Here is an 18158-nt window from a genome sequence, read left to right as displayed (position 1 = left end):
CGACGGATTCGAGGCCCCGATGTTTGCCCTGCGTCACGCCCTGCTCCCGCTCACCGCACTGACGGGCATCGCCCTGCTGATCTGGGCCGGCAGCCAGCCGGACTACTGGATGCTGCGCGCCTTGCCCGTCGGCAGCGACGTGCCCTACCCGCTGAAACCGGTACTGATCTTCTGCGCCATCATCCTGGCTGAATGCGGCCTGCTGCTGGCACTGCTGCGCCCGCGTTCCTACTGCCACTCCTGGGGCCGCGCGCTGTGCGCCTGCCTGCTGGCCATCGGCCTGGCGCTGTTCTGGCTGCAAGGTGCGCTGCATGCACCGCCTTACTACGGCATGCACCTGCAATGGTGGCTGGTGGTCAGCCTGGGGCTGGTTCTGCTGTGTGTTTACTCCGCCGTGCAAGCCTGGCGTCAACGGCGCAACCGGGTGAGCGCATGAACGCCCCCGCCGCCGTCTTCACCCCCAGCTGGCACGCCGAGTTGGCGCTGGGCTATGGCCGCGACGGCGATTGCACGCGGCCGACCTTGCGCCGGCATAAAGGCCCGCTGCGGGTGCAGAAGCACCTCTACGCCGAAGGGCCCGAGGTGTGTCAGCACATCATCGTCCACCCGCCCGGCGGCATCGCCGGCGGCGACCGCCTGGATATTTCGGCCAACGTGGGCAGCGGTGCCTGGGCGCAATTGACCAGCCCCGGTGCAGCCAAGTGGTACCGCGCCGCCGGCCCGGCTTACCAGAGCCTCACACTGTGCGTTGAGGCCGGCGCCACCCTGGAATGGCTGCCGCAGGAAACCATCGTCTACGCCGCCGCACAGGCCGAACTGACCACCGAGATCGACCTGCACGGCGATGCCAAGCTGCTCTACTGGGACATCGTTGCCCTCGGCCGTCCGGCCAGTGATGAACGCTTCGATGCCGGTCACTTCCAGGCCCAGCTGAATATCCGCCGCGACGGCCAACTGCTCTGGCATGAACGCCAACGCATCCAGGGCGGCGATGGCCTGCTCGACTCGCCCATCGGCCTGGCGGGCAAACCGGTATTCGCCACCCTGCTGATCAGCGGTGAAATCGACAGCGACCTGCTGGAGCACTGCCGCAACCTGAGCACACCGGTGCGCGGCGACCTGAGCCAATTACCCGGCCTGCTGGTTGCCCGCTGCCTGGCCGACGAGGCTCTGCACGCGCGCGCCTGGCTGATCGCCCTCTGGCAGCTGTTGCGCCCGGCCCTGCTCGGCCGCACCGCCGTCCCCCCAAGAATCTGGAGCACCTGAACGATGGATCTGACACCCCGAGAAAAAGACAAACTGCTGATCTTCACCGCTGGTCTGGTGGCCGAACGCCGTCTGGCCCGTGGGGTAAAGCTCAACTACCCGGAAGCCATGGCCTATATCTCCGCCGCCCTGCTGGAGGGCGCGCGCGATGGCCAGACCGTGGCCGAGCTGATGCATTACGGCACCACCTTGCTGAGTCGCGATCAGGTGATGGAAGGCATTCCAGAAATGATCCCGGAGATTCAGGTGGAAGCGACCTTTCCCGACGGCACCAAGTTAGTAACCGTCCACCAACCGATCGCCTAAGGAACCCATCCAATGTCTACTGCGCTTGCCCATGCTGCGTTGCAAGTTGGCTCGGATTGCTCATTGACAGGCGTCAACTGCGCATCCTCGCCAACTTGCGCCTTGCCTGAGCTGCGCTCGCTACGACCTTGAATGGATTCCTGGAAAACAGATGATTATCCAAGACGCTACCACCGCCGACCTGCCTGCCATCCTGGCCATCTACAACGATGCCGTGCAGCACACCACGGCGATCTGGAACGAAACCCTGGTCGACCTGGCCAACCGCCAGGCCTGGCTGAATGAACGCACCGCGGCCGGCTTTCCGGTGTTGGTGGCCCACAGCGACGCTGGCGAAGTGCTCGGCTACGCCAGCTACGGCACCTGGCGCGCCATCGAAGGTTTTCGCCATACCGTGGAGCACTCGGTGTATGTGCGCAGCGACCAGCGCGGCCAGGGCCTCGGCCCGTTGCTGATGCACGCCTTGATCGAACGCGCGCAAGCGGCCGGCCTGCACGTGATGGTCGCCGCCATCGAGAGCGGCAACAGCGCCTCGATTCGCCTGCACGAGCGCCTCGGCTTTGTCACCACCGGCCAGATGCCGCAGGTCGGCCGCAAGTTCGGCCGCTGGCTGGACCTCACCTTTATGCAATTGACCCTGGAGTGAAGCAGCGATGATTCCCGGCGAATACCAGATTCAGGACGGCGAAATCGAGCTTAATGCCGGCCGCCGCACGATCAGCCTGAGCGTGGCCAACAGCGGCGACCGGCCGATTCAGGTCGGCTCGCATTACCACTTCTTCGAGACCAACGATGCGCTGACCTTTGAGCGCAGCGCCGCGCGCGGTATGCGCTTGAATATCCCGGCCGGCACTGCGGTGCGCTTCGAGCCCGGACAGAGCCGCGTGGTGGAGCTGGTCGACCTGGCTGGCCATCGCCGCGTGTTCGGCTTTGCCGGACGGGTGATGGGCGACCTCTAAGGCCTCGCGTTGCGTAGGGTGAGAAACGCTGCAGGCTTTTCCACCTCCTAGATTGCTGGCGGACAAGCTTCGCGTTGTCCGCCCTACCGACAGGATCAGAGAATGAAAATCTCCCGCCAAGCCTATGCCGATATGTTCGGCCCCACCGTCGGCGACAAGGTGCGCCTGGCCGATACCGAGCTGTGGATCGAAGTCGAGAAGGACTTCACCACCTACGGCGAAGAAGTGAAATTCGGCGGCGGCAAGGTGATCCGCGACGGCATGGGCCAGGGCCAGCTGTGCGCCGCCGATGTGGTCGACACGCTGATCACCAACGCGCTGATCATCGACCACTGGGGCATCGTCAAGGCCGACGTCGGCCTCAAGGACGGCCGCATCGCTGCCATCGGCAAAGCCGGCAACCCGGATATCCAGCCGGACGTGACTATCGCCATTGGCGCCGGCACCGAGGTGATCGCCGGCGAAGGCATGATCCTTACCGCAGGCGGTATCGACACCCATATCCACTTTATCTGCCCGCAGCAGATCGAAGAGGCGCTGATGAGCGGGGTGACCACCATGATCGGCGGCGGCACCGGGCCGGCCACCGGCACCAACGCCACCACCTGCACCTCCGGGCCGTGGCATATGGCGCGCATGCTGCAAGCCGCCGATGCCTTCCCGATGAACCTGGGGTTTACCGGCAAGGGCAACGCCTCCTTGCCAGAGCCGCTGATCGAGCAGGTGAGAGCTGGCGCCATCGGCCTCAAGCTGCACGAAGATTGGGGCACCACCCCGGCAGCCATCGACAACTGCCTGAGCGTGGCCGACGAATACGACGTACAGGTGGCGATCCACACCGACACCCTCAACGAATCGGGCTTCGTCGAAACCACCCTCGGCGCCTTCAAGGGCCGCACCATCCACACCTATCACACCGAGGGTGCCGGCGGCGGCCACGCGCCGGACATCATCAAGGCCTGCGGCTTCCCCAACGTGCTGCCCAGCTCGACCAATCCGACCCGGCCCTTCACCCGCAACACCATCGACGAACACCTGGACATGCTCATGGTCTGTCACCACCTCGACCCGAGCATCGCCGAGGACGTGGCCTTCGCCGAAAGCCGCATCCGCCGCGAAACGATTGCGGCGGAGGACATCCTCCACGACCTCGGCGCGTTCTCCATGATCAGCTCCGACAGCCAGGCCATGGGCCGCGTCGGCGAGGTGATCACCCGTACCTGGCAGACCGCCGACAAGATGCACAAGCAGCGCGGCCCGCTGGACGGCGACGGCCCCGGCAACAGCAACTTCCGGGTTAAACGCTATATCGCCAAGTACACCATCAACCCGGCGATCACCCACGGCATCAGCCATGAAGTGGGCTCGATCGAAGTGGGCAAATGGGCCGATCTGGTGCTCTGGCGCCCGGCGTTTTTCGGCGTCAAACCGACCCTGATTCTCAAAGGAGGCGCAATTGCCGCCAGCCTGATGGGCGACGCCAACGCCTCGATCCCGACGCCGCAACCGGTGCACTACCGACCGATGTTCGCCAGCTACGGCGGCAGCCGGCATGCCACCAGCATCACCTTTATCAGCCAGGCCGCGTTCGAGGCGGGCGTACCCGAACAGCTCGGATTAAAGAAGAAGATCGGCGTGGTCAAAGGCTGCCGCGAAGTGCAGAAGACCGACCTGATCCACAACGACTACCTGCCAAATATCGAGGTGGATGCACAGAATTATCAGGTCAAGGCCGATGGCCAACTGCTCTGGTGCGAGCCGGCGGATGTACTGCCAATGGCGCAGCGCTATTTTCTATTCTGATGTCGCTGCCTGAGGCGTAGGGTGCACTGCGCGCACCAACAGCAGCGGTGAGAGGTGCGCAAGGCTCCCCCTGCGCGCGCCTGCTCAGCGCAGCTGGCTATCCTTGCTGCCCCGGCGGTTGTAGCCGCTGAATCTGGCCTGTTCCTTGTCGTGCTCACTCTGGCAAGCGACGCACAGGTGCACGCCGGGAATGGCTTGGCGTCGCGCCTCAGGAATCGCCGCGTCACATTCCTCGCAGTGGCTCAGGCTTTCACCGCGCGGCAGCTGGCTACGCGCACGCTGGATGGCGTCCTCGATGCTGCTGTCGATCTGCTCCTGTACCGCACCATCACTTGCCCAGCCACCGGCCATCGCAATTGCCCTCCGCTGTGTGTGCCTCTAGATATGCGCCGTCTACGGGCAAATCTCAAGCGCACGCGGTCGCCCTACTCCTTGACCTCCATAAACTCCCGCGCCCAGACGATATAGTCTTCGGGCTGGGTGTACTTGTGGGTCAGCTCGGTGGCGTTAAGGTCGCAGAGTTCGGCGCCGCGCTGCTCGCGCAGGCAGTCGTAGGTGGCCTTGATTGCCGCGAAGTAGGCGGCATGACCGTTGACCACGATGCGCACGCCGAGGCTGGCCAGGCGGGCGTTGTCACGCAGCTTGGGGTTACCGTAGGTGACCAGCATCAGTGGAACGCTGAGGGCCTCGGCAATCTGCTCCAGGTGGGCAAAATCCTCAACCCCGACCAAGCAGATGGCATCGGCACCGGCCGCCTGATACGCCTGGGTACGGCGAATCACCTCACCGACTTCCAGCACACCGGCATGGGTACGGGCGATGATCGCCAGGTCCGGATCCACCCGCGCTTCCAGGGCCGCACGGATCTTGCCGACCCCTTCATCAATACCGATCAGGTCGGTGGATTTACGTCCGAATTGTGCGGGCAGCAGGGTGTCTTCGATGGTCAGTGCAGCAATCCCGGCGCGCTCCAGTTCGACCACGGTGCGCATCACGTTGAGCGCATTACCATAACCGTGGTCGGCATCGGCAATCACTGGCAGGCGACTGACGCGGCCAATCCGCGTGGCCTGCTCAACAAACTCACTGAGGGTGATGAGGGCGAAATCCGGCGCGGCGAGAACTTGTAGTGAAGCTACAGAACCACCCAGAATACCGACTTCAAAACCCAGATCGGCCGCAATTCGCGCAGCCATGGGGTCAAATACTGAAGCCGTGTGATAGCAGTTATTTGAAGCAAGAAGCGCGCGAAATTGCGCGCGAAGGTCGTGATGCGAGGCTCTTTGCATGGGGTGCACCATCGTTCATAGTCGATTCTGAGCATGGGATTATGTAGCAAAACTACAAAACCCGTCATGTAGTAAAACTACATAGTCGACCAGTAACCTTGCCCCCACCTTTCAGTCTACCCAGCCATTCAGCGCGCTACCCCAAGTCCGCAGGCAGACGTGGGCCAAAGCCGGCACCAGTCAACAGCCCATAAGCCATCCACAGCATCACCCCGGCATATAGCAAACGCGGCAGCCAGGTGGCCAGCTGTTCGGTCAGGCTATCCAGCTTCTGCGTTTCTACCCCGGCGTAGTTGAGCAGGCTGGCCGGCAAGGTGCCGCTGGCCTCCCCCGTACGAATTAGCCCGAGAGCCAGCCCGTGGCCAGGGAAATCCACACTGGCCAATGCCTGCGCCAGGCTCTGGCCGCGCTGCACTACCAGTTGCACACTGCTGAGCCGTTTACGCAACGGCGCATGGCGGATCACTGCGCAGGCCTTGGGCAGGGCCTCGAGCATCGGCATCCCGGCCTCCAGCATCAGCCCCAGGCTGTCGAAAAAGTCGCGCAGATTACGCCGCAGCAACGCAGAGCCAAGGATCGGCACACTCGTCAATAAGCCTGCGGACGACGACACCATCCCCACCGGGGCAGACTCGCTGCGCCGATAAAGTCCACGTCCCAGCACGTAGAACATGCCCAGCACCAGCAACGGCCAGAGCACACCCCATAGATACCCGGCGAGACTCAGCTGGCCGCCGATCAATGCCGGCAACGGCTGAATAAGCAGCGCCAGCACCAACACCGCCGCCGGCATCAGTAGACGTGACTTCACCGCAGCGACCTGCTGTGCCCTATGGCTGTAACGCTCAGCCAGCCGCTGATAGATAGCAGCCAGGCAACCACTGCTCTGCGCCGCGCTCAGCAGGCTGCTGTCCAATGGCGTCAACAGGCCACTCTGCAGCCCGGCGCTGGCCATATCGCGACCACCGGCGACCTGCACCTGCAACCCCTGCAATGCGGCCTTGGCGTGCCCAGGCAACGCCACACTGAGCAGCGCCTGCCCCACCGGCACACCGGCCTTTTCCATGGCCGCCAAGTGGCTGAACAGTTGGGCGCGGGCAGCAAAATCCAGTGCGACAGAGGGGGAGCGGGGCATCAGCAGGCTCGGCGGTGATAGCGGGAGTGGCCCGGGCTATTCAGTGACGGTGGGTAACTGTGCGTGCGGCATCCAGCGGCGAAATATCTCGGCAAAACTACCGTCCTGGTGCATGGCATCAAGGGCGCGTCGCCAACGCTGCACCACAGCGGTATCGGTCTGCCGGGAAAAAGCGATGTAATACGCCGAGCGCATAAACGGCAAGTGCGCCTGCACCTGATCAGCACGCAACCCGCCCCGAGCCAGCTCGGCGTCCAGGGTGAGGTCCTCGGTGGCGATCAATTGCACCCGACCATGCTTGAGCATGGTCACCATGCTCTTCGAACTGGTTACCCCGTAGAGGTTCTTGAAGCCTTGCGCGGCCAGGGTCTCGTAGGTGTACCACTGCTTCGGCACAGCCAGCGGGCCACTTTCGGCGGCCTGCTGCAGGCTGTCGAAACGCAGGTTACGTGATTTCAGCGAATAGAAGCTGGTGGTGCCGATCAGCAACGGACCCACCCACTGGAATTTGGCCTCGCGCTCTGGCGTGCGCACCGTGGAGAAAATCGCCGTATCGGCCTGCTGTTGCGCCAGGTGGTAGGCCCGCGTCCAGGGCAACAGTTCGATGTGTGCTGCATCGCCGGTGCGCTCGATCAGTTGACGCACGACCTCCACCGCCAGGCCATGCAGCTCGCCGTTCTGGCTGTAGCTGGTAGGTGGCGCCTCTTCGGTCAGCAACTGCAGCTCGGCCTGCACCGGGCCGATAAGGCCACAGAGTAGCCAGATGCCCAGCAGGCAACATCGTTTCAGCAAGGTGGAATCTCCCGGCACTGCTCTCAGACTAGCTCAGTGTCGGCGGATTGCGTCAAGGCAGCGGCGCCAGTAGCGGCATGCTGTTGGGATCGGAGAACCAGCGCCGGTGAATGCGCAGCAGGCCTCCATCACGGTTCAATTGATCCAGCGCCAGCTGCCAGTCCTGCACCAACGCCGGGTCCGTATTCCGGGAAAAGGCGATGTAGGAGTTGGTGCCCATCAGGGTGAACTGCAACTCGACATCCTCAGCCTTCATACCCTGCTCAGCCAGCATATCGTCCAGGGCCAGGCTGCTGGCCACCAGTAACTCGATGCGTCCATGCTTGAACATCTTGACCATGTGCTGCGGGGTCGGTACGCCGTAAAGATTCTTCAACCCCAGATCACTGAGGTACTCATAGGAGTACCACTGCTTCGGCACGGCCACAGTACTGAAGCGCTCAACGTCCTTGAGCGAGCGCACATTCAAGCCGGCACCGCGCCGTGCGTAGAAGCTGGTGTGCCCCAGGGCAATTGGTCCAACCCACTGGAACAGCGCCTCGCGCCGAGCCGTGCGGACAATGGAAAACAGCCCACTGTTGGCTTCGTGTTGAACCTGATGGTAACCGCGGGTCCAGGGCACGACCTGGATGGCTGCCGAGGTATCAGTACGCTGCATCAACTGCTCGACCACCTCCACCGCCATCCCGGTCAACTTACCGTTGTCGTAAAAGCTCAGCGGGCGATATTCCTCGGTGTACAGCTGTAACTGCGTCGCCAGTGCCGATGTACAGCAGCCAAGCAACATCACCACGAGCCAGGGCTTCAACCGCATTAGGCAATACCTGCAAACAAACGAACAGCGAGCCGAAAGGCTGCATGATAAACAGCCATTGAATCAGCAACCAGCATAGCTCTGCGGCAAATCCGCGCGAGGCTATGGGTTGGCCGTCAGCTCCACCTTCCGAGTTTGCAGCCACTGAGCCAGGTTTTCGCGGTTTACCTGCTGCACTGGCAGCGCGATGTTCACAGGTTGTGCCGATAGCTCGCCACGCAGGCTCTGCACGGCCAGCTGGACGGCTTGATAGCCGATGGCATGCGCTTGCTGAATCATCAGGCTATGGACCTCACCCTCGCGCAACGCATCAAGCAGCAGTTGGTCGCCATCGAAACCAACATGCACCAGCTCACCCGCCTTGCCGAGCCGGCGCAACGCGGCAAGAGCCGCCCGCGTACTGGTGCTATTGGGCGTGAACACGCCCACCAGTTGCGGCAACTGATCACGCAACGCCGTCACGGCGGCCTGGCTGTCATCGCCGATATAGGTATCAACCAGAATACTCAAGCCACCCTGCTCGGCAGCTTGGCGAAAGCCGCGCTCACGTACGCTGGTCGAAGGCACACCGGCTTGCAAACGCAACAATGCGACCTGTCCCTGCCCGCCCAGGGCTGCCGCCATGGCTTCCCCCGCTTGCACACCGGCGCGGAAGTTATCGGTGGCAACCACGCCGCGCACGGCGCTGCCGGGCAGGTCACGATCGACGTACACTGTATTGATACCGCTGACTGCCAATTGCTGCACTCGCGGAGCAATCTCCGGCCCACCAGGGGCGATGACCAAGGCCTTGCAACCGCGCGCCAGTACCCAGTTGATCATCTGCAACTGGGTCTCTGCGCGCCCCTCCTGGCTCGGCCCGCGAAAATGCATATCCAGGCCACGCTCAGTGGCAGCCTGTCGCGCCCCGGCCTCTACCTGAACCCAGAAGGGCGTAGCACCCGCGGCCACTACACCGATGCAATCCTTTGCCAGCGCCTGAGTGGTCCAGCTGGTCAAGACAACGAACAGCAGTACATATTTCGCTTGGCATCGGCCGTACATCACCATCACTCCCAAAACCTGGCGGCACCGTGCGCAACCTGCATGCGCAACAGCAAACAGCGCTCAGGTGCCACCGTAGAGTTATTCGCACCTCTTCTCGTTGCGTTCGCGACCGCACCTAAACGGGAACAGACCCTAATATCACTTTAGCATCAGTCGATTAGCCACGCCGGACGCCGAGTTGCCGGCCATCCGCCAGAAAACCGTGGCATGCACCGACACCTCACACTTTTTCACACTCCAGGCGACGGCTGGGCTGGTAGCCGCCGCTCAGGCAGGCGATGATCGCGTTTCTTTCCCGCACCTTGAATAACATGACCGATACCACGCAGAGCACCCAGGCAACTCATAAACCCCGTCCCCTGATCGATTTGCTGGTCAGCATCCTGATCCCGTCCCTGATCCTGATGAAACTCAGTGGCGAGAGCCATCTCGGGGCCGACGGCGCGCTGATCCTGGCACTGGCCTTTCCGCTGGGCTGGGGCAGCTTCGAGCTGATCAAGTACCGCAAATTCAACTTCATCGCCCTGCTCGGCCTGGTCAGCGTATTGCTGACCGGCGGTATCGGCCTGCTCAAGCTGGACAACCAATGGCTGGCGATTAAAGAAGCCGCGATCCCCGGCATGATCGGTATCGCCGTGCTGGTTTCGACCCGTACTCGCTTCCCGCTGATTCGCACCATGCTGTTCAATAAAGCCGTGCTCAATGTCGACAAGATTCATGAGCGCCTGGAACAGGCCGGCAACACCGAGCAGTTCGAGGCACGCCTGCTCAAGGCCACTTACTGGCTGAGCGGCACCTTCTTCTTCTCCTCAGCGATGAATTACGCGCTGGCCAAGTGGATCGTTATCAGCCCGGCCGGCAGCGAAGCCTTCAACGCAGAACTGGGGCAGATGAACCTGCTCAGTTACCCGATGATCGCGATCCCCTCGATGATCATGCTGATGGCCATCTTCTACTACCTGTGGCGCACCATCCACGGTCTGACCGGCCTCAAACTGGAAGACGTGATGGCCAACGTCGAGCAGGAAAAACAGTCCTGACAGGCCGTTGAAATACCGTCCGTCAGGCCACCCGGTCGACCTGTCTTCGCCATGCTGAGCCTGAGCGCTTACCCGGCGCTGTTTCTCTCCGCCTTGGCTGCCGCCACGCTGCTGCCATTGCAGTCGGAGGCGGTGCTGGTCGTGCTACTGCTGGGCGGTGCCCACACCACCTGGGTGCTGCTTGCCGTGGCCACCTTCGGTAACGTAGTGGGCTCCTGGATCAACTGGCTGCTTGGCCGCTCCCTCGAGCACTACCGCCAACGCCGCTGGTTTCCGGTCAGCGAGGCTCGCCTGCAACAGGCCCAGGCCTGGTATGCACGCTATGGCCGTTGGTCACTGCTGCTAAGCTGGATGCCAGTAATCGGCGATCCACTGACCCTTGTGGCCGGCGTGATGCGCGAACCCCTGTGGCGTTTTCTGCTGATCGTCACCGTGGCCAAGGCTGCGCGCTATGCCGTACTGGCCGCCATCACCCTGGCCTGGTTCTGATCAACCGAGCCGCTCGCAGGTACCCACACGCTCTGCGAGGACATACTCGGTAACGCGGCAAATGCGTATAGCGGTTGAGCATCGGCCGCGCGTCCGTGATACTGCGCAGCGCGCCGCGCGGGCATGACACGTCCGCCCTCCGCATAACCGGCCCACAAAGCCGATGAACAGTAGCCTCGATAGGGGCCTACGGCCCGTCTCACCGCCTCATGGGCCTATCGAGTGAGGAGTTGCAGTGTCTGTTGTTGAAGCCAAACCCAAACTGAAACGCGGCGATCTGATCTGGTCGCTGATTGGTCTTGGCGCTGTAGTGCTGTCCTGCTTTCTGCTCTACCGCGAATTGCGCACTATCTCTCTCGACGAAATCGCCGACAGCCTACGCGCGATATCCCATATCAACTGGATGCTGGCTGCCGGAGCCACGCTCGGTGCTTACTGGGCGCTGGCCTGGTACGACCGCATCGCCGTCGCCCACCTGGGCCGAAAGATTTCCTGGCGGTTCATCACCCTGTGCTCTTTCACCACCTATGCGCTGGCCCACAACATCGGCGCATCGGTATTTTCCGGCGCCGTGGTGCGCTACCGCGCTTACCGCACCAAAGGTCTGACGCCTCAGGAAATCGGCATCCTGATCGTGTTCTGCTCCTTCACCTTCGCCCTCGGCACGATCTTCGCCAGTGGTTGTGTACTGATTGCCCAACCCGACCTGATTCACCGGGTTATCAGCGTGTCCCCGTTGATTTCCATGGCCCTCGGCACGCTGTTGCTGAGCATTGTCGGGCTTTACGTGTTTGGTTCCTGGCGTCAATTCAAGCCCTGGACCCTGGGCAAGCTGCGGGTCGAGTACCCACGCCTCCCCATCGTCGGTCGCCAGTTGCTGGCAGGCCCGCTGGAGCTGTTGTGCGCAGCGGCGATCATCTACTTTGCCCTGCCGGCCGATAACCACCCAGGCTACCTGGTGGTGCTCGGCGTATTCCTCGCATCCTTCTCCCTGGCGCTGCTGTCACACGCACCAGGCGGCCTCGGCGTACTGGAAGTCACCTTTATCGCTGCCCTACCGGAAGTACCTGCGCCCGATGTCCTCGCGGCACTGATCGTATTTCGCGGTTTCTATCTGCTGCTGCCATTTGCCCTGTCGCTGCTGGTGGTACTGGGTTTCGAATGGTCGCAGTGGAGGCACAAACACGACGACATCGATCTACCCTCCTGATCCTCATCTGAAAGAGCGGCACAAGCCGCCGCTCTGACATAGAATGCGCGGCCGTTTTTGGCGGTCGTCGCTTCCAGGCGCCACCCTCCGGGCCGTAGCGATACGACCACAAGAACCTCTCCCGGTAATTTTCTGGCTGCCTGCACCATGACCACGTCCACTCCCGCCCGCGCCATTGGCATCGACTTCGGCACCTCCAACTCCACCGTCGGCTGGCTACGCCCCGATAGCGACACATTGCTTACCCTGGAAGACGGCAAGATCACCTTGCCCTCTGTGGTGTTCTTCAACCTTGAAGAACGCCGCCCAGTCTACGGTCGCCTGGCCCTGCAGGAGTACCTGGAAGGCTACGAAGGTCGCCTGATGCGCTCGCTGAAAAGCCTGCTGGGTTCAAAGCTGCTGAAAAGCGAAACCACCGTGCTGGGCAGCGCCCTGCCGTTCAAGGACCTGCTCGGGTTCTTTATCGGCGAGCTGAAAAGTCGGGCCGAAGCCGTGGCCGAACGTCCATTCGAACAAGTGGTGCTAGGGCGCCCGGTGTTCTTCGTCGACGATGACCCGGTGGCCGATCTAGAAGCACAGAACACCCTGGTAGCCGTGGCGCACAAACTCGGCTTCAAGGACGTGTCGTTCCAGTACGAGCCGATTGCGGCAGCCTTCGACTATGAGTCGGGCATCAACCGCGAAGAACTGGTCCTGATCGTCGATATTGGTGGCGGTACCTCGGACTTCTCCCTGGTGCGCCTGGCGCCCGAACGCCGCGCAGTGGCCGACCGGCACAGCGACATCCTCGCCACCGGCGGCGTGCATATCGGCGGTACCGACTTCGACAAGCAACTGTCGCTGGCCGGCGTCATGCCGCTGTTCGGTTACGGCAGCCGGATGAAGAGCGATGCGCCGATGCCCACCAGCACCCACCTCAACCTGGCCACCTGGCACACCATCAACGCGGTGTACTCGGCGCAGTCGCAGCGCCAGTTGCAGAGCATGCGCTACGACATCGTCGACCCCACCGGCATCGATCGTCTGTTCCAGCTGATCGAACGCCGTGACGGTCATTGGCTGGCCATGCAGGTGGAGGAAAGCAAGATCGCCCTGACCGAGCAGGATGCCCGGCCCATCGACCTCAGCCGCCTGGAAGAAGGACTGGTCGCCGAGCTGACCCGCGAGCTGTTCGAAGGGGCGATCGAGCCGCTGCTGGAGCGCGTGCGCGCCAGCGTCACCCAACTGCTCGGCGATGCCGGCGTCGGTGTCGAGCAGGTCGACACGGTGTTCTTTACCGGCGGTTCCAGCGGTATTCCGGCGCTGCGCCAGAGCGTCGCGGCAATGCTGCCCAATGCCCAGCACGTGGAAGGCAACACCTTCGGCAGCATCGGCAGCGGCCTGGCCATCGAAGCGCATAAGCGTTACGGCTAAACACTGCAACAGCTCGCGGCTAAAGCCCCTCCCACAAACGCATCGGGCTCCGTGGGAGGGGCTTTAGCCGCGACACAACGGCAAACGCCAGCATAAAAAACGCCAGCTCGAAGCTGGCGTTTTTTATGACTGCAGAATCAGCGCGGCACGGCCGGCTTCTTCACCGGCTTCTTGCCTTTACCCTTGGCCGCATCAGCACGCTCCTTGGCCGCCTGCTGGTTGCGCGCCTGCGCTGCGGCCTTGGCCTGCTCGCGCTTGTCCCAGGGGTTGCCACCGGCCGCACCAGTATCACGCGGCGGCAAGCCAGTGTGCTGGGTCAGCATTGGCTTGCCCTTGCTGGTGTCCTTGGCAACCTTGTGGCTACCAGCCGGCGTCGAGTTCTTCCGCCGTGCGCTGTGGTACTCGTCGACCTTGGGCTGGAAAGCCGGAATCAGCTGGTGTTTGCCATTACCAATCAGATCGCCACGGCCCATGCGCAACAGCGCCTCACGCAGCATCGGCCAGCCTTTCGGGTCGTGGTAACGCAGGAAGGCCTTGTGCAGACGGCGCTGCTCTTCACTCTTGACGATGGTCACACCGTCGCTCTTGTAGCTGACCTTGCGCAGCGGGTTCTTGCCCGAGTGGTACATGGCCGTGGCAGTGGCCATCGGCGAGGGGTAGAACGCCTGCACCTGGTCGGCGCGGAAGCCGTTGCCCTTGAGCCACAGGGCGAGGTTCATCATGTCCTCGTCGGTGGTGCCTGGGTGCGCAGCGATAAAGTACGGGATCAGGTACTGCTCTTTGCCCGCCTCTTTCGAGTACTTCTCGAACATGCGCTTGAACTTGTCGTAGCTACCAATGCCCGGCTTCATCATCTGATTCAGCGGGCCTTCCTCGGTGTGCTCCGGGGCGATCTTCAGGTAGCCGCCGACGTGGTGGGTGACCAGCTCCTTCACATACTCCGGAGACTCGACGGCCAGGTCGTAGCGCAGACCCGAGGCAATCAGAATCTTCTTCACCCCCGGCAGCGCGCGGGCGCTGCGGTACAGCTGAATCAGGCTGGAGTGATCGGTATTCAGGTTCGGGCAGATGCCGGGGAACACGCAGGACGGCTTGCGGCAGGCGGATTCGATTTCCGGGCTCTTGCAGGCGATACGGTACATGTTGGCAGTCGGCCCGCCGAGGTCGGAGATCACTCCGGTAAAGCCCGGCACCTTGTCGCGGATTTCTTCGATCTCGCGAATGATCGACTCTTCCGAGCGGTTCTGGATGATCCGCCCTTCGTGCTCGGTGATCGAGCAGAAGGTGCAGCCGCCGAAACAGCCGCGCATGATGTTCACCGAGAAGCGGATCATCTCGTAGGCCGGGATTTTTTCCTTGCCGTAGGCAGGGTGTGGCACGCGCTGATAGGGCATGCCGAACACGTAGTCCATTTCTTCGGTGGTCATGGGAATGGGTGGCGGGTTGAACCACACGTCAACTTCGCCATGCTTCTGCACCAGCGCACGGGCGTTACCCGGATTGGTTTCCAGGTGCAGCACGCGGTTGGCGTGGGCGTAGAGCACTGGGTCGTTGCGCACCTTCTCCATAGACGGCAGACGGATCACCGTCTTGTCGCGAGTCATCCGCGGGCTGGCAAGAATCTGCACAACCTTCGGTTCGTTCGGATCCTCGACAGGGCCTTTCTCTTGCTCGATGGCGCAGGCCTGGGTGTCCTGAGTATTCACATACGGGTTGATGATCTTGTCGATCTTGCCCGGGCGGTCGATACGGGTGGAGTCCACTTCGTACCAACCCTGCGGCGTGTCACGGCGAATAAACGCGGTGCCACGCACGTCAGTGATGTCTTCGATCTTGTGGCCGTAGGACAGGCGCTGGGCCACTTCGACGATGGCGCGCTCGGCGTTGCCGTACAGCAGGATGTCGGCGCTGGCGTCGATCAGGATCGAGTTGCGCACGCGATCCTGCCAGTAATCGTAATGGGCAATGCGGCGCAGCGAGGCTTCGATGCCGCCGAGCACGATCGGCACGTGTTTGTAGGCTTCCTTGCAGCGCTGGCTGTACACCAGGCTGGCGCGGTCCGGACGTTTGCCGGCCAGGCCGCCGGGGGTGTAGGCGTCGTCCGAGCGGATTTTCTTGTCCGCGGTGTAGCGGTTGATCATCGAGTCCATGTTGCCGGCCGCGACGCCGAAGAACAGGTTCGGCTCGCCAAGCTTCATGAAGTCGTCTTTCGACTGCCAGTTCGGCTGGGCGATGATGCCCACGCGAAAGCCTTGCGACTCCAGCAGCCGGCCAATAATGGCCATGCCGAACGAGGGATGATCCACATAGGCGTCACCGGTCACGATAATGATGTCGCAGCTGTCCCAGCCGAGCTGATCCATCTCTTCCCGGCTCATTGGCAGGAACGGCGCCGGCCCGAAACACTCGGCCCAGTACTTTGGATAATCGAATAACGGCTTGGCGGCTTGCATGGGCATGAAAAGTGACCGGCGTTGGCGAACAGGGATGGAAAATCGCGGGCGCGGAATATAGCACAAAATTTAACCAAACCCGACTCAGACGCTCGGATTAACACGCAAAAAACCATCCGCGCGCTGTAGCTTCACAGTAGTGGCTTACGGCTATACTCCAGCGCACAACATCGGCCGCCAATAGCCGAGATCAGGAGCACATCTGGTGCAACGCTTAGCCTTTTCGATCCTTTTCACGCTGAGTCTGGCACTGGCCAATGGCCTGGCCCAAGCCGCAATCGTGCTCACCCCGCAAAGCAGCGGCAGTTCATTGAATGAACAGATTGAACTGCTGGAAGATGTCGGCGCCCAACTGACCATCCGCGACATGGCCGACCCGGCCGTGCAGAGCCGCTTCCAGCCGGCGGCAGGCCGTGCCACCGTTGGTCAGAGCCGCAACCCCTGGTGGGTCAAGGTTACCCTGCAACGCAGCAGCGATGCTCCCAGCCAGTGGTGGCTGGAAAATGCCGGTATCACCATCTTCAACCTGCAGCTTTATCTGCCTGACGGCCAAGGCGGCTGGACGGTGCGCGAAACCGGCGAGGCCGTGCCCTATCTGGATGGCCGCGACTATGCCTACCGCCGCATGGTGTTCCAGCTACCCGAAATTGGCGAACAGCCGCTAACCCTGTACTTCCGCAGCCTGGACCCGGCGGGGAACTCCTTCCCGCTGAAAATCTGGCAACTGCCGGACCTGGCACAACAGGCAGGCAACGAAAACATCGGCTTTGGTCTGATCTACGGGGTGATTCTCGCCCTGCTGCTGTACAACCTGTTCATTCTGGTAGCCCTGCGCGACCGCGCCTATTTCTGGTACGTGATGGCAACGGCCTGCGTGCTGATCTTTATTCTCAGCATGACCGGCCACGGCGCCCAATACCTCTGGCCGGATGATCCCGTGCCCTTCTGGCTCGATCGCATCACCCTACCTTCCCTGTGGGGCATATTTGTCATGCGCTTCACTCAGGAGCTGCTCTACACCAAGCGCGGCTTGATCTGGCCGCACCGGCTGCTGAATGCAGGCTGCATCCTCTATGTCATCGCCATCGTGATCAATGCCTTCGGCTACCGCGCCGAAGGTGCGTTGATGATTGCCCTGACCCCAATTGTCACCGTCCCGACCGCACTGTTCAGCGCTGGAGTGCGCTGCTATCAAGGCTTTATCCCTTCACGCTTTTACCTGCTGGGTTACGGGGCGGTACTCGCCAGCACGGTTGTGCTGGTCATGCGCGCCGCCGGACTGATCGAACCCAGCAACTTCACCGCTTACCTGTTCCCGATTTCGGTTGCGGCAGAAACCATTCTGTTCTCGTTCGCTCTGGCTTACCGCATTCAGATGCTCAAGCAGGAGAAGGCCGAAGCCCTGCAGCAGGTCGACCGCGAGAAAACCGCACGTCTGGCTCAGGCCCAAGCCAACGCTGCCGAGCTCAAGCACTCGGTAGAGCAGCGCACAGCAGAACTCGCCGCCACCAACGAGCGCTTGCTGCAGCGCGAACGCGAATTGCAACACGCAGCCTTCCATGATCCGTTGACCGAACTGCCGAATCGCCGTTTTCTGGTCGAGCGCTGCGAGGCGGCATTGGCCAACGCTCGTCGGCACAGTGAAGCCACGGCTCTGCTACTGATTGACCTCGACCACTTCAAACCAATCAACGACCGATACGGCCACGACGCCGGCGACCTGATGCTACAAAGCATCGCTCAACGTCTACGCGAACATGTGCGCGCCGGTGACGCGGTAGCGCGCCTGGGTGGCGATGAGTTTGCCGTGCTCATAGGTGGGGACGATGCCGAGCAGCATGCCCGCGAAATTGCCCGCCGCCTGCTGGCCGAACTGGCCAAACCGGTGATCTACGGCGCCGAGCGCCTGACGGTCACCATCAGCATTGGCGTGGCGCTGTACCCCCGCCACGCCAGCAATTTCACCACGCTATACAAGGCCGCCGACGAGATGCTCTACAAGGTCAAGAGCCGTGGCCGCTCTGGCTGGGCGGTCTGCGGTGAAGACGGCGAGCTGAGCAGCGAAGCACGCTTACACCTAGATGTGCTGAATGTTCCCAGCGGCCTGAGCTGATACCGCTCGCCCAGCATCACCCAACCAAC

Annotated in this window: 18 protein-coding genes; 11 read left to right on the top strand and 7 right to left on the bottom strand. The window is 62.2% G+C overall.

Going from position 1 to position 18158, the window contains the following annotated elements; all coding sequences use genetic code 11:
* The first annotated feature begins 19 nt into the window (after positions 1 to 19).
* From IOD17_RS02780 to ureC, 6 genes are all read left to right on the top strand, one after another.
* Positions 20 to 436, top strand: coding sequence for a hypothetical protein (locus IOD17_RS02780; protein ID WP_233683579.1), 417 nt, complete (start codon positions 20 to 22; stop codon positions 434 to 436).
* On the top strand, positions 433 to 1266 hold the full coding sequence (locus IOD17_RS02775; protein WP_233683578.1) for an urease accessory protein UreD: 834 nt from the start codon (positions 433 to 435) through the stop codon (positions 1264 to 1266). The genes IOD17_RS02780 and IOD17_RS02775 overlap by 4 nt, the downstream gene beginning before the upstream one ends.
* A 3-nt stretch (positions 1267 to 1269) precedes the next feature.
* Positions 1270 to 1572 (top strand): urease subunit gamma, encoded by a 303-nt coding sequence (gene ureA / locus IOD17_RS02770; protein WP_117165508.1) that lies wholly within the window; start codon positions 1270 to 1272, stop codon positions 1570 to 1572.
* 151 nt (positions 1573 to 1723) lie between these two features.
* Positions 1724 to 2218 carry a GNAT family N-acetyltransferase gene (locus tag IOD17_RS02765; RefSeq protein WP_233683577.1) on the top strand — a complete coding sequence of 165 codons (495 nt, stop codon included), beginning with the start codon at positions 1724 to 1726 and terminating at the stop codon, positions 2216 to 2218.
* 7 nt (positions 2219 to 2225) lie between these two features.
* The gene (locus IOD17_RS02760; protein ID WP_233683576.1) at positions 2226 to 2531 is read left to right on the top strand and encodes an urease subunit beta; all 306 of its coding nucleotides are present in this window, start codon (positions 2226 to 2228) and stop codon (positions 2529 to 2531) included.
* Positions 2532 to 2633: 102 nt separating this feature from the next.
* Complete coding sequence (gene ureC, locus IOD17_RS02755) at positions 2634 to 4334, top strand: urease subunit alpha (protein ID WP_233683575.1); 1701 nt, start codon at positions 2634 to 2636, stop codon at positions 4332 to 4334.
* Positions 4335 to 4418: 84 nt separating this feature from the next.
* On the opposite strand, the gene IOD17_RS02750 is transcribed toward ureC, so the two are convergent.
* The 6 genes from IOD17_RS02750 to IOD17_RS02725 all read right to left on the bottom strand — a co-directional run bounded on the left by IOD17_RS02750 (position 4419) and on the right by IOD17_RS02725 (position 9408).
* Entirely contained in the window at positions 4419 to 4685 is a 267-nt protein-coding gene (locus tag IOD17_RS02750; RefSeq protein ID WP_233683574.1) for a DksA/TraR family C4-type zinc finger protein, read from the bottom strand.
* Between the two features lie 74 nt (positions 4686 to 4759).
* Positions 4760 to 5623, bottom strand: coding sequence for an isocitrate lyase/PEP mutase family protein (locus tag IOD17_RS02745; RefSeq protein WP_233683573.1), 864 nt, complete (start codon positions 5621 to 5623; stop codon positions 4760 to 4762).
* 136 nt (positions 5624 to 5759) lie between these two features.
* The gene (locus IOD17_RS02740) at positions 5760 to 6758 is read right to left on the bottom strand and encodes a type II secretion system F family protein (RefSeq protein WP_233683572.1); all 999 of its coding nucleotides are present in this window, start codon (positions 6756 to 6758) and stop codon (positions 5760 to 5762) included.
* Between the two features lie 36 nt (positions 6759 to 6794).
* Positions 6795 to 7547, bottom strand: a complete 753-nt coding sequence (locus IOD17_RS02735; RefSeq protein WP_418904252.1) for a substrate-binding periplasmic protein — start codon at positions 7545 to 7547, stop codon at positions 6795 to 6797.
* 55 nt (positions 7548 to 7602) lie between these two features.
* Positions 7603 to 8364 (bottom strand): substrate-binding periplasmic protein, encoded by a 762-nt coding sequence (locus IOD17_RS02730; RefSeq protein WP_233683570.1) that lies wholly within the window; start codon positions 8362 to 8364, stop codon positions 7603 to 7605.
* Positions 8365 to 8466: 102 nt separating this feature from the next.
* Positions 8467 to 9408 carry a substrate-binding domain-containing protein gene (locus tag IOD17_RS02725; RefSeq protein ID WP_233683569.1) on the bottom strand — a complete coding sequence of 314 codons (942 nt, stop codon included), beginning with the start codon at positions 9406 to 9408 and terminating at the stop codon, positions 8467 to 8469.
* A 314-nt stretch (positions 9409 to 9722) separates the two neighbouring features.
* Here IOD17_RS02725 and IOD17_RS02720 point away from each other — a divergent pair, with 314 nt between their 5' ends.
* The 4 genes from IOD17_RS02720 to IOD17_RS02705 all read left to right on the top strand — a co-directional run bounded on the left by IOD17_RS02720 (position 9723) and on the right by IOD17_RS02705 (position 13563).
* Positions 9723 to 10451, top strand: coding sequence for a VC0807 family protein (locus IOD17_RS02720; RefSeq protein ID WP_233683568.1), 729 nt, complete (start codon positions 9723 to 9725; stop codon positions 10449 to 10451).
* Between the two features lie 51 nt (positions 10452 to 10502).
* Positions 10503 to 10940, top strand: coding sequence for a YqaA family protein (locus tag IOD17_RS02715; RefSeq protein ID WP_233683567.1), 438 nt, complete (start codon positions 10503 to 10505; stop codon positions 10938 to 10940).
* 235 nt (positions 10941 to 11175) lie between these two features.
* Positions 11176 to 12150 (top strand): lysylphosphatidylglycerol synthase transmembrane domain-containing protein, encoded by a 975-nt coding sequence (locus IOD17_RS02710; RefSeq protein ID WP_233683566.1) that lies wholly within the window; start codon positions 11176 to 11178, stop codon positions 12148 to 12150.
* Positions 12151 to 12297: 147 nt separating this feature from the next.
* Entirely contained in the window at positions 12298 to 13563 is a 1266-nt protein-coding gene (locus IOD17_RS02705; RefSeq protein WP_233683565.1) for an Hsp70 family protein, read from the top strand.
* 137 nt (positions 13564 to 13700) lie between these two features.
* Here the strand turns inward: IOD17_RS02705 and IOD17_RS02700 are convergent, their stop codons facing one another.
* Positions 13701 to 16016, bottom strand: a complete 2316-nt coding sequence (locus IOD17_RS02700; protein WP_233684501.1) for a YgiQ family radical SAM protein — start codon at positions 16014 to 16016, stop codon at positions 13701 to 13703.
* Positions 16017 to 16218: 202 nt separating this feature from the next.
* On the opposite strand from IOD17_RS02700, the gene IOD17_RS02695 reads away from it, so the two are divergent.
* A complete protein-coding gene (locus IOD17_RS02695; protein ID WP_233684500.1) occupies positions 16219 to 18129 on the top strand; it encodes a diguanylate cyclase in 1911 nt (636 codons plus the stop codon).
* Positions 18130 to 18158 lie beyond the last annotated feature (29 nt).

The organism is Pseudomonas anguilliseptica, from assembly GCF_021375795.1.
GTDB lineage: Bacteria > Pseudomonadota > Gammaproteobacteria > Pseudomonadales > Pseudomonadaceae > Aquipseudomonas > Aquipseudomonas anguilliseptica_A.
The sequence above is the reverse complement of the archived record's forward strand: the minus strand, read 5'-3'. Positions and strand labels throughout refer to the sequence as shown.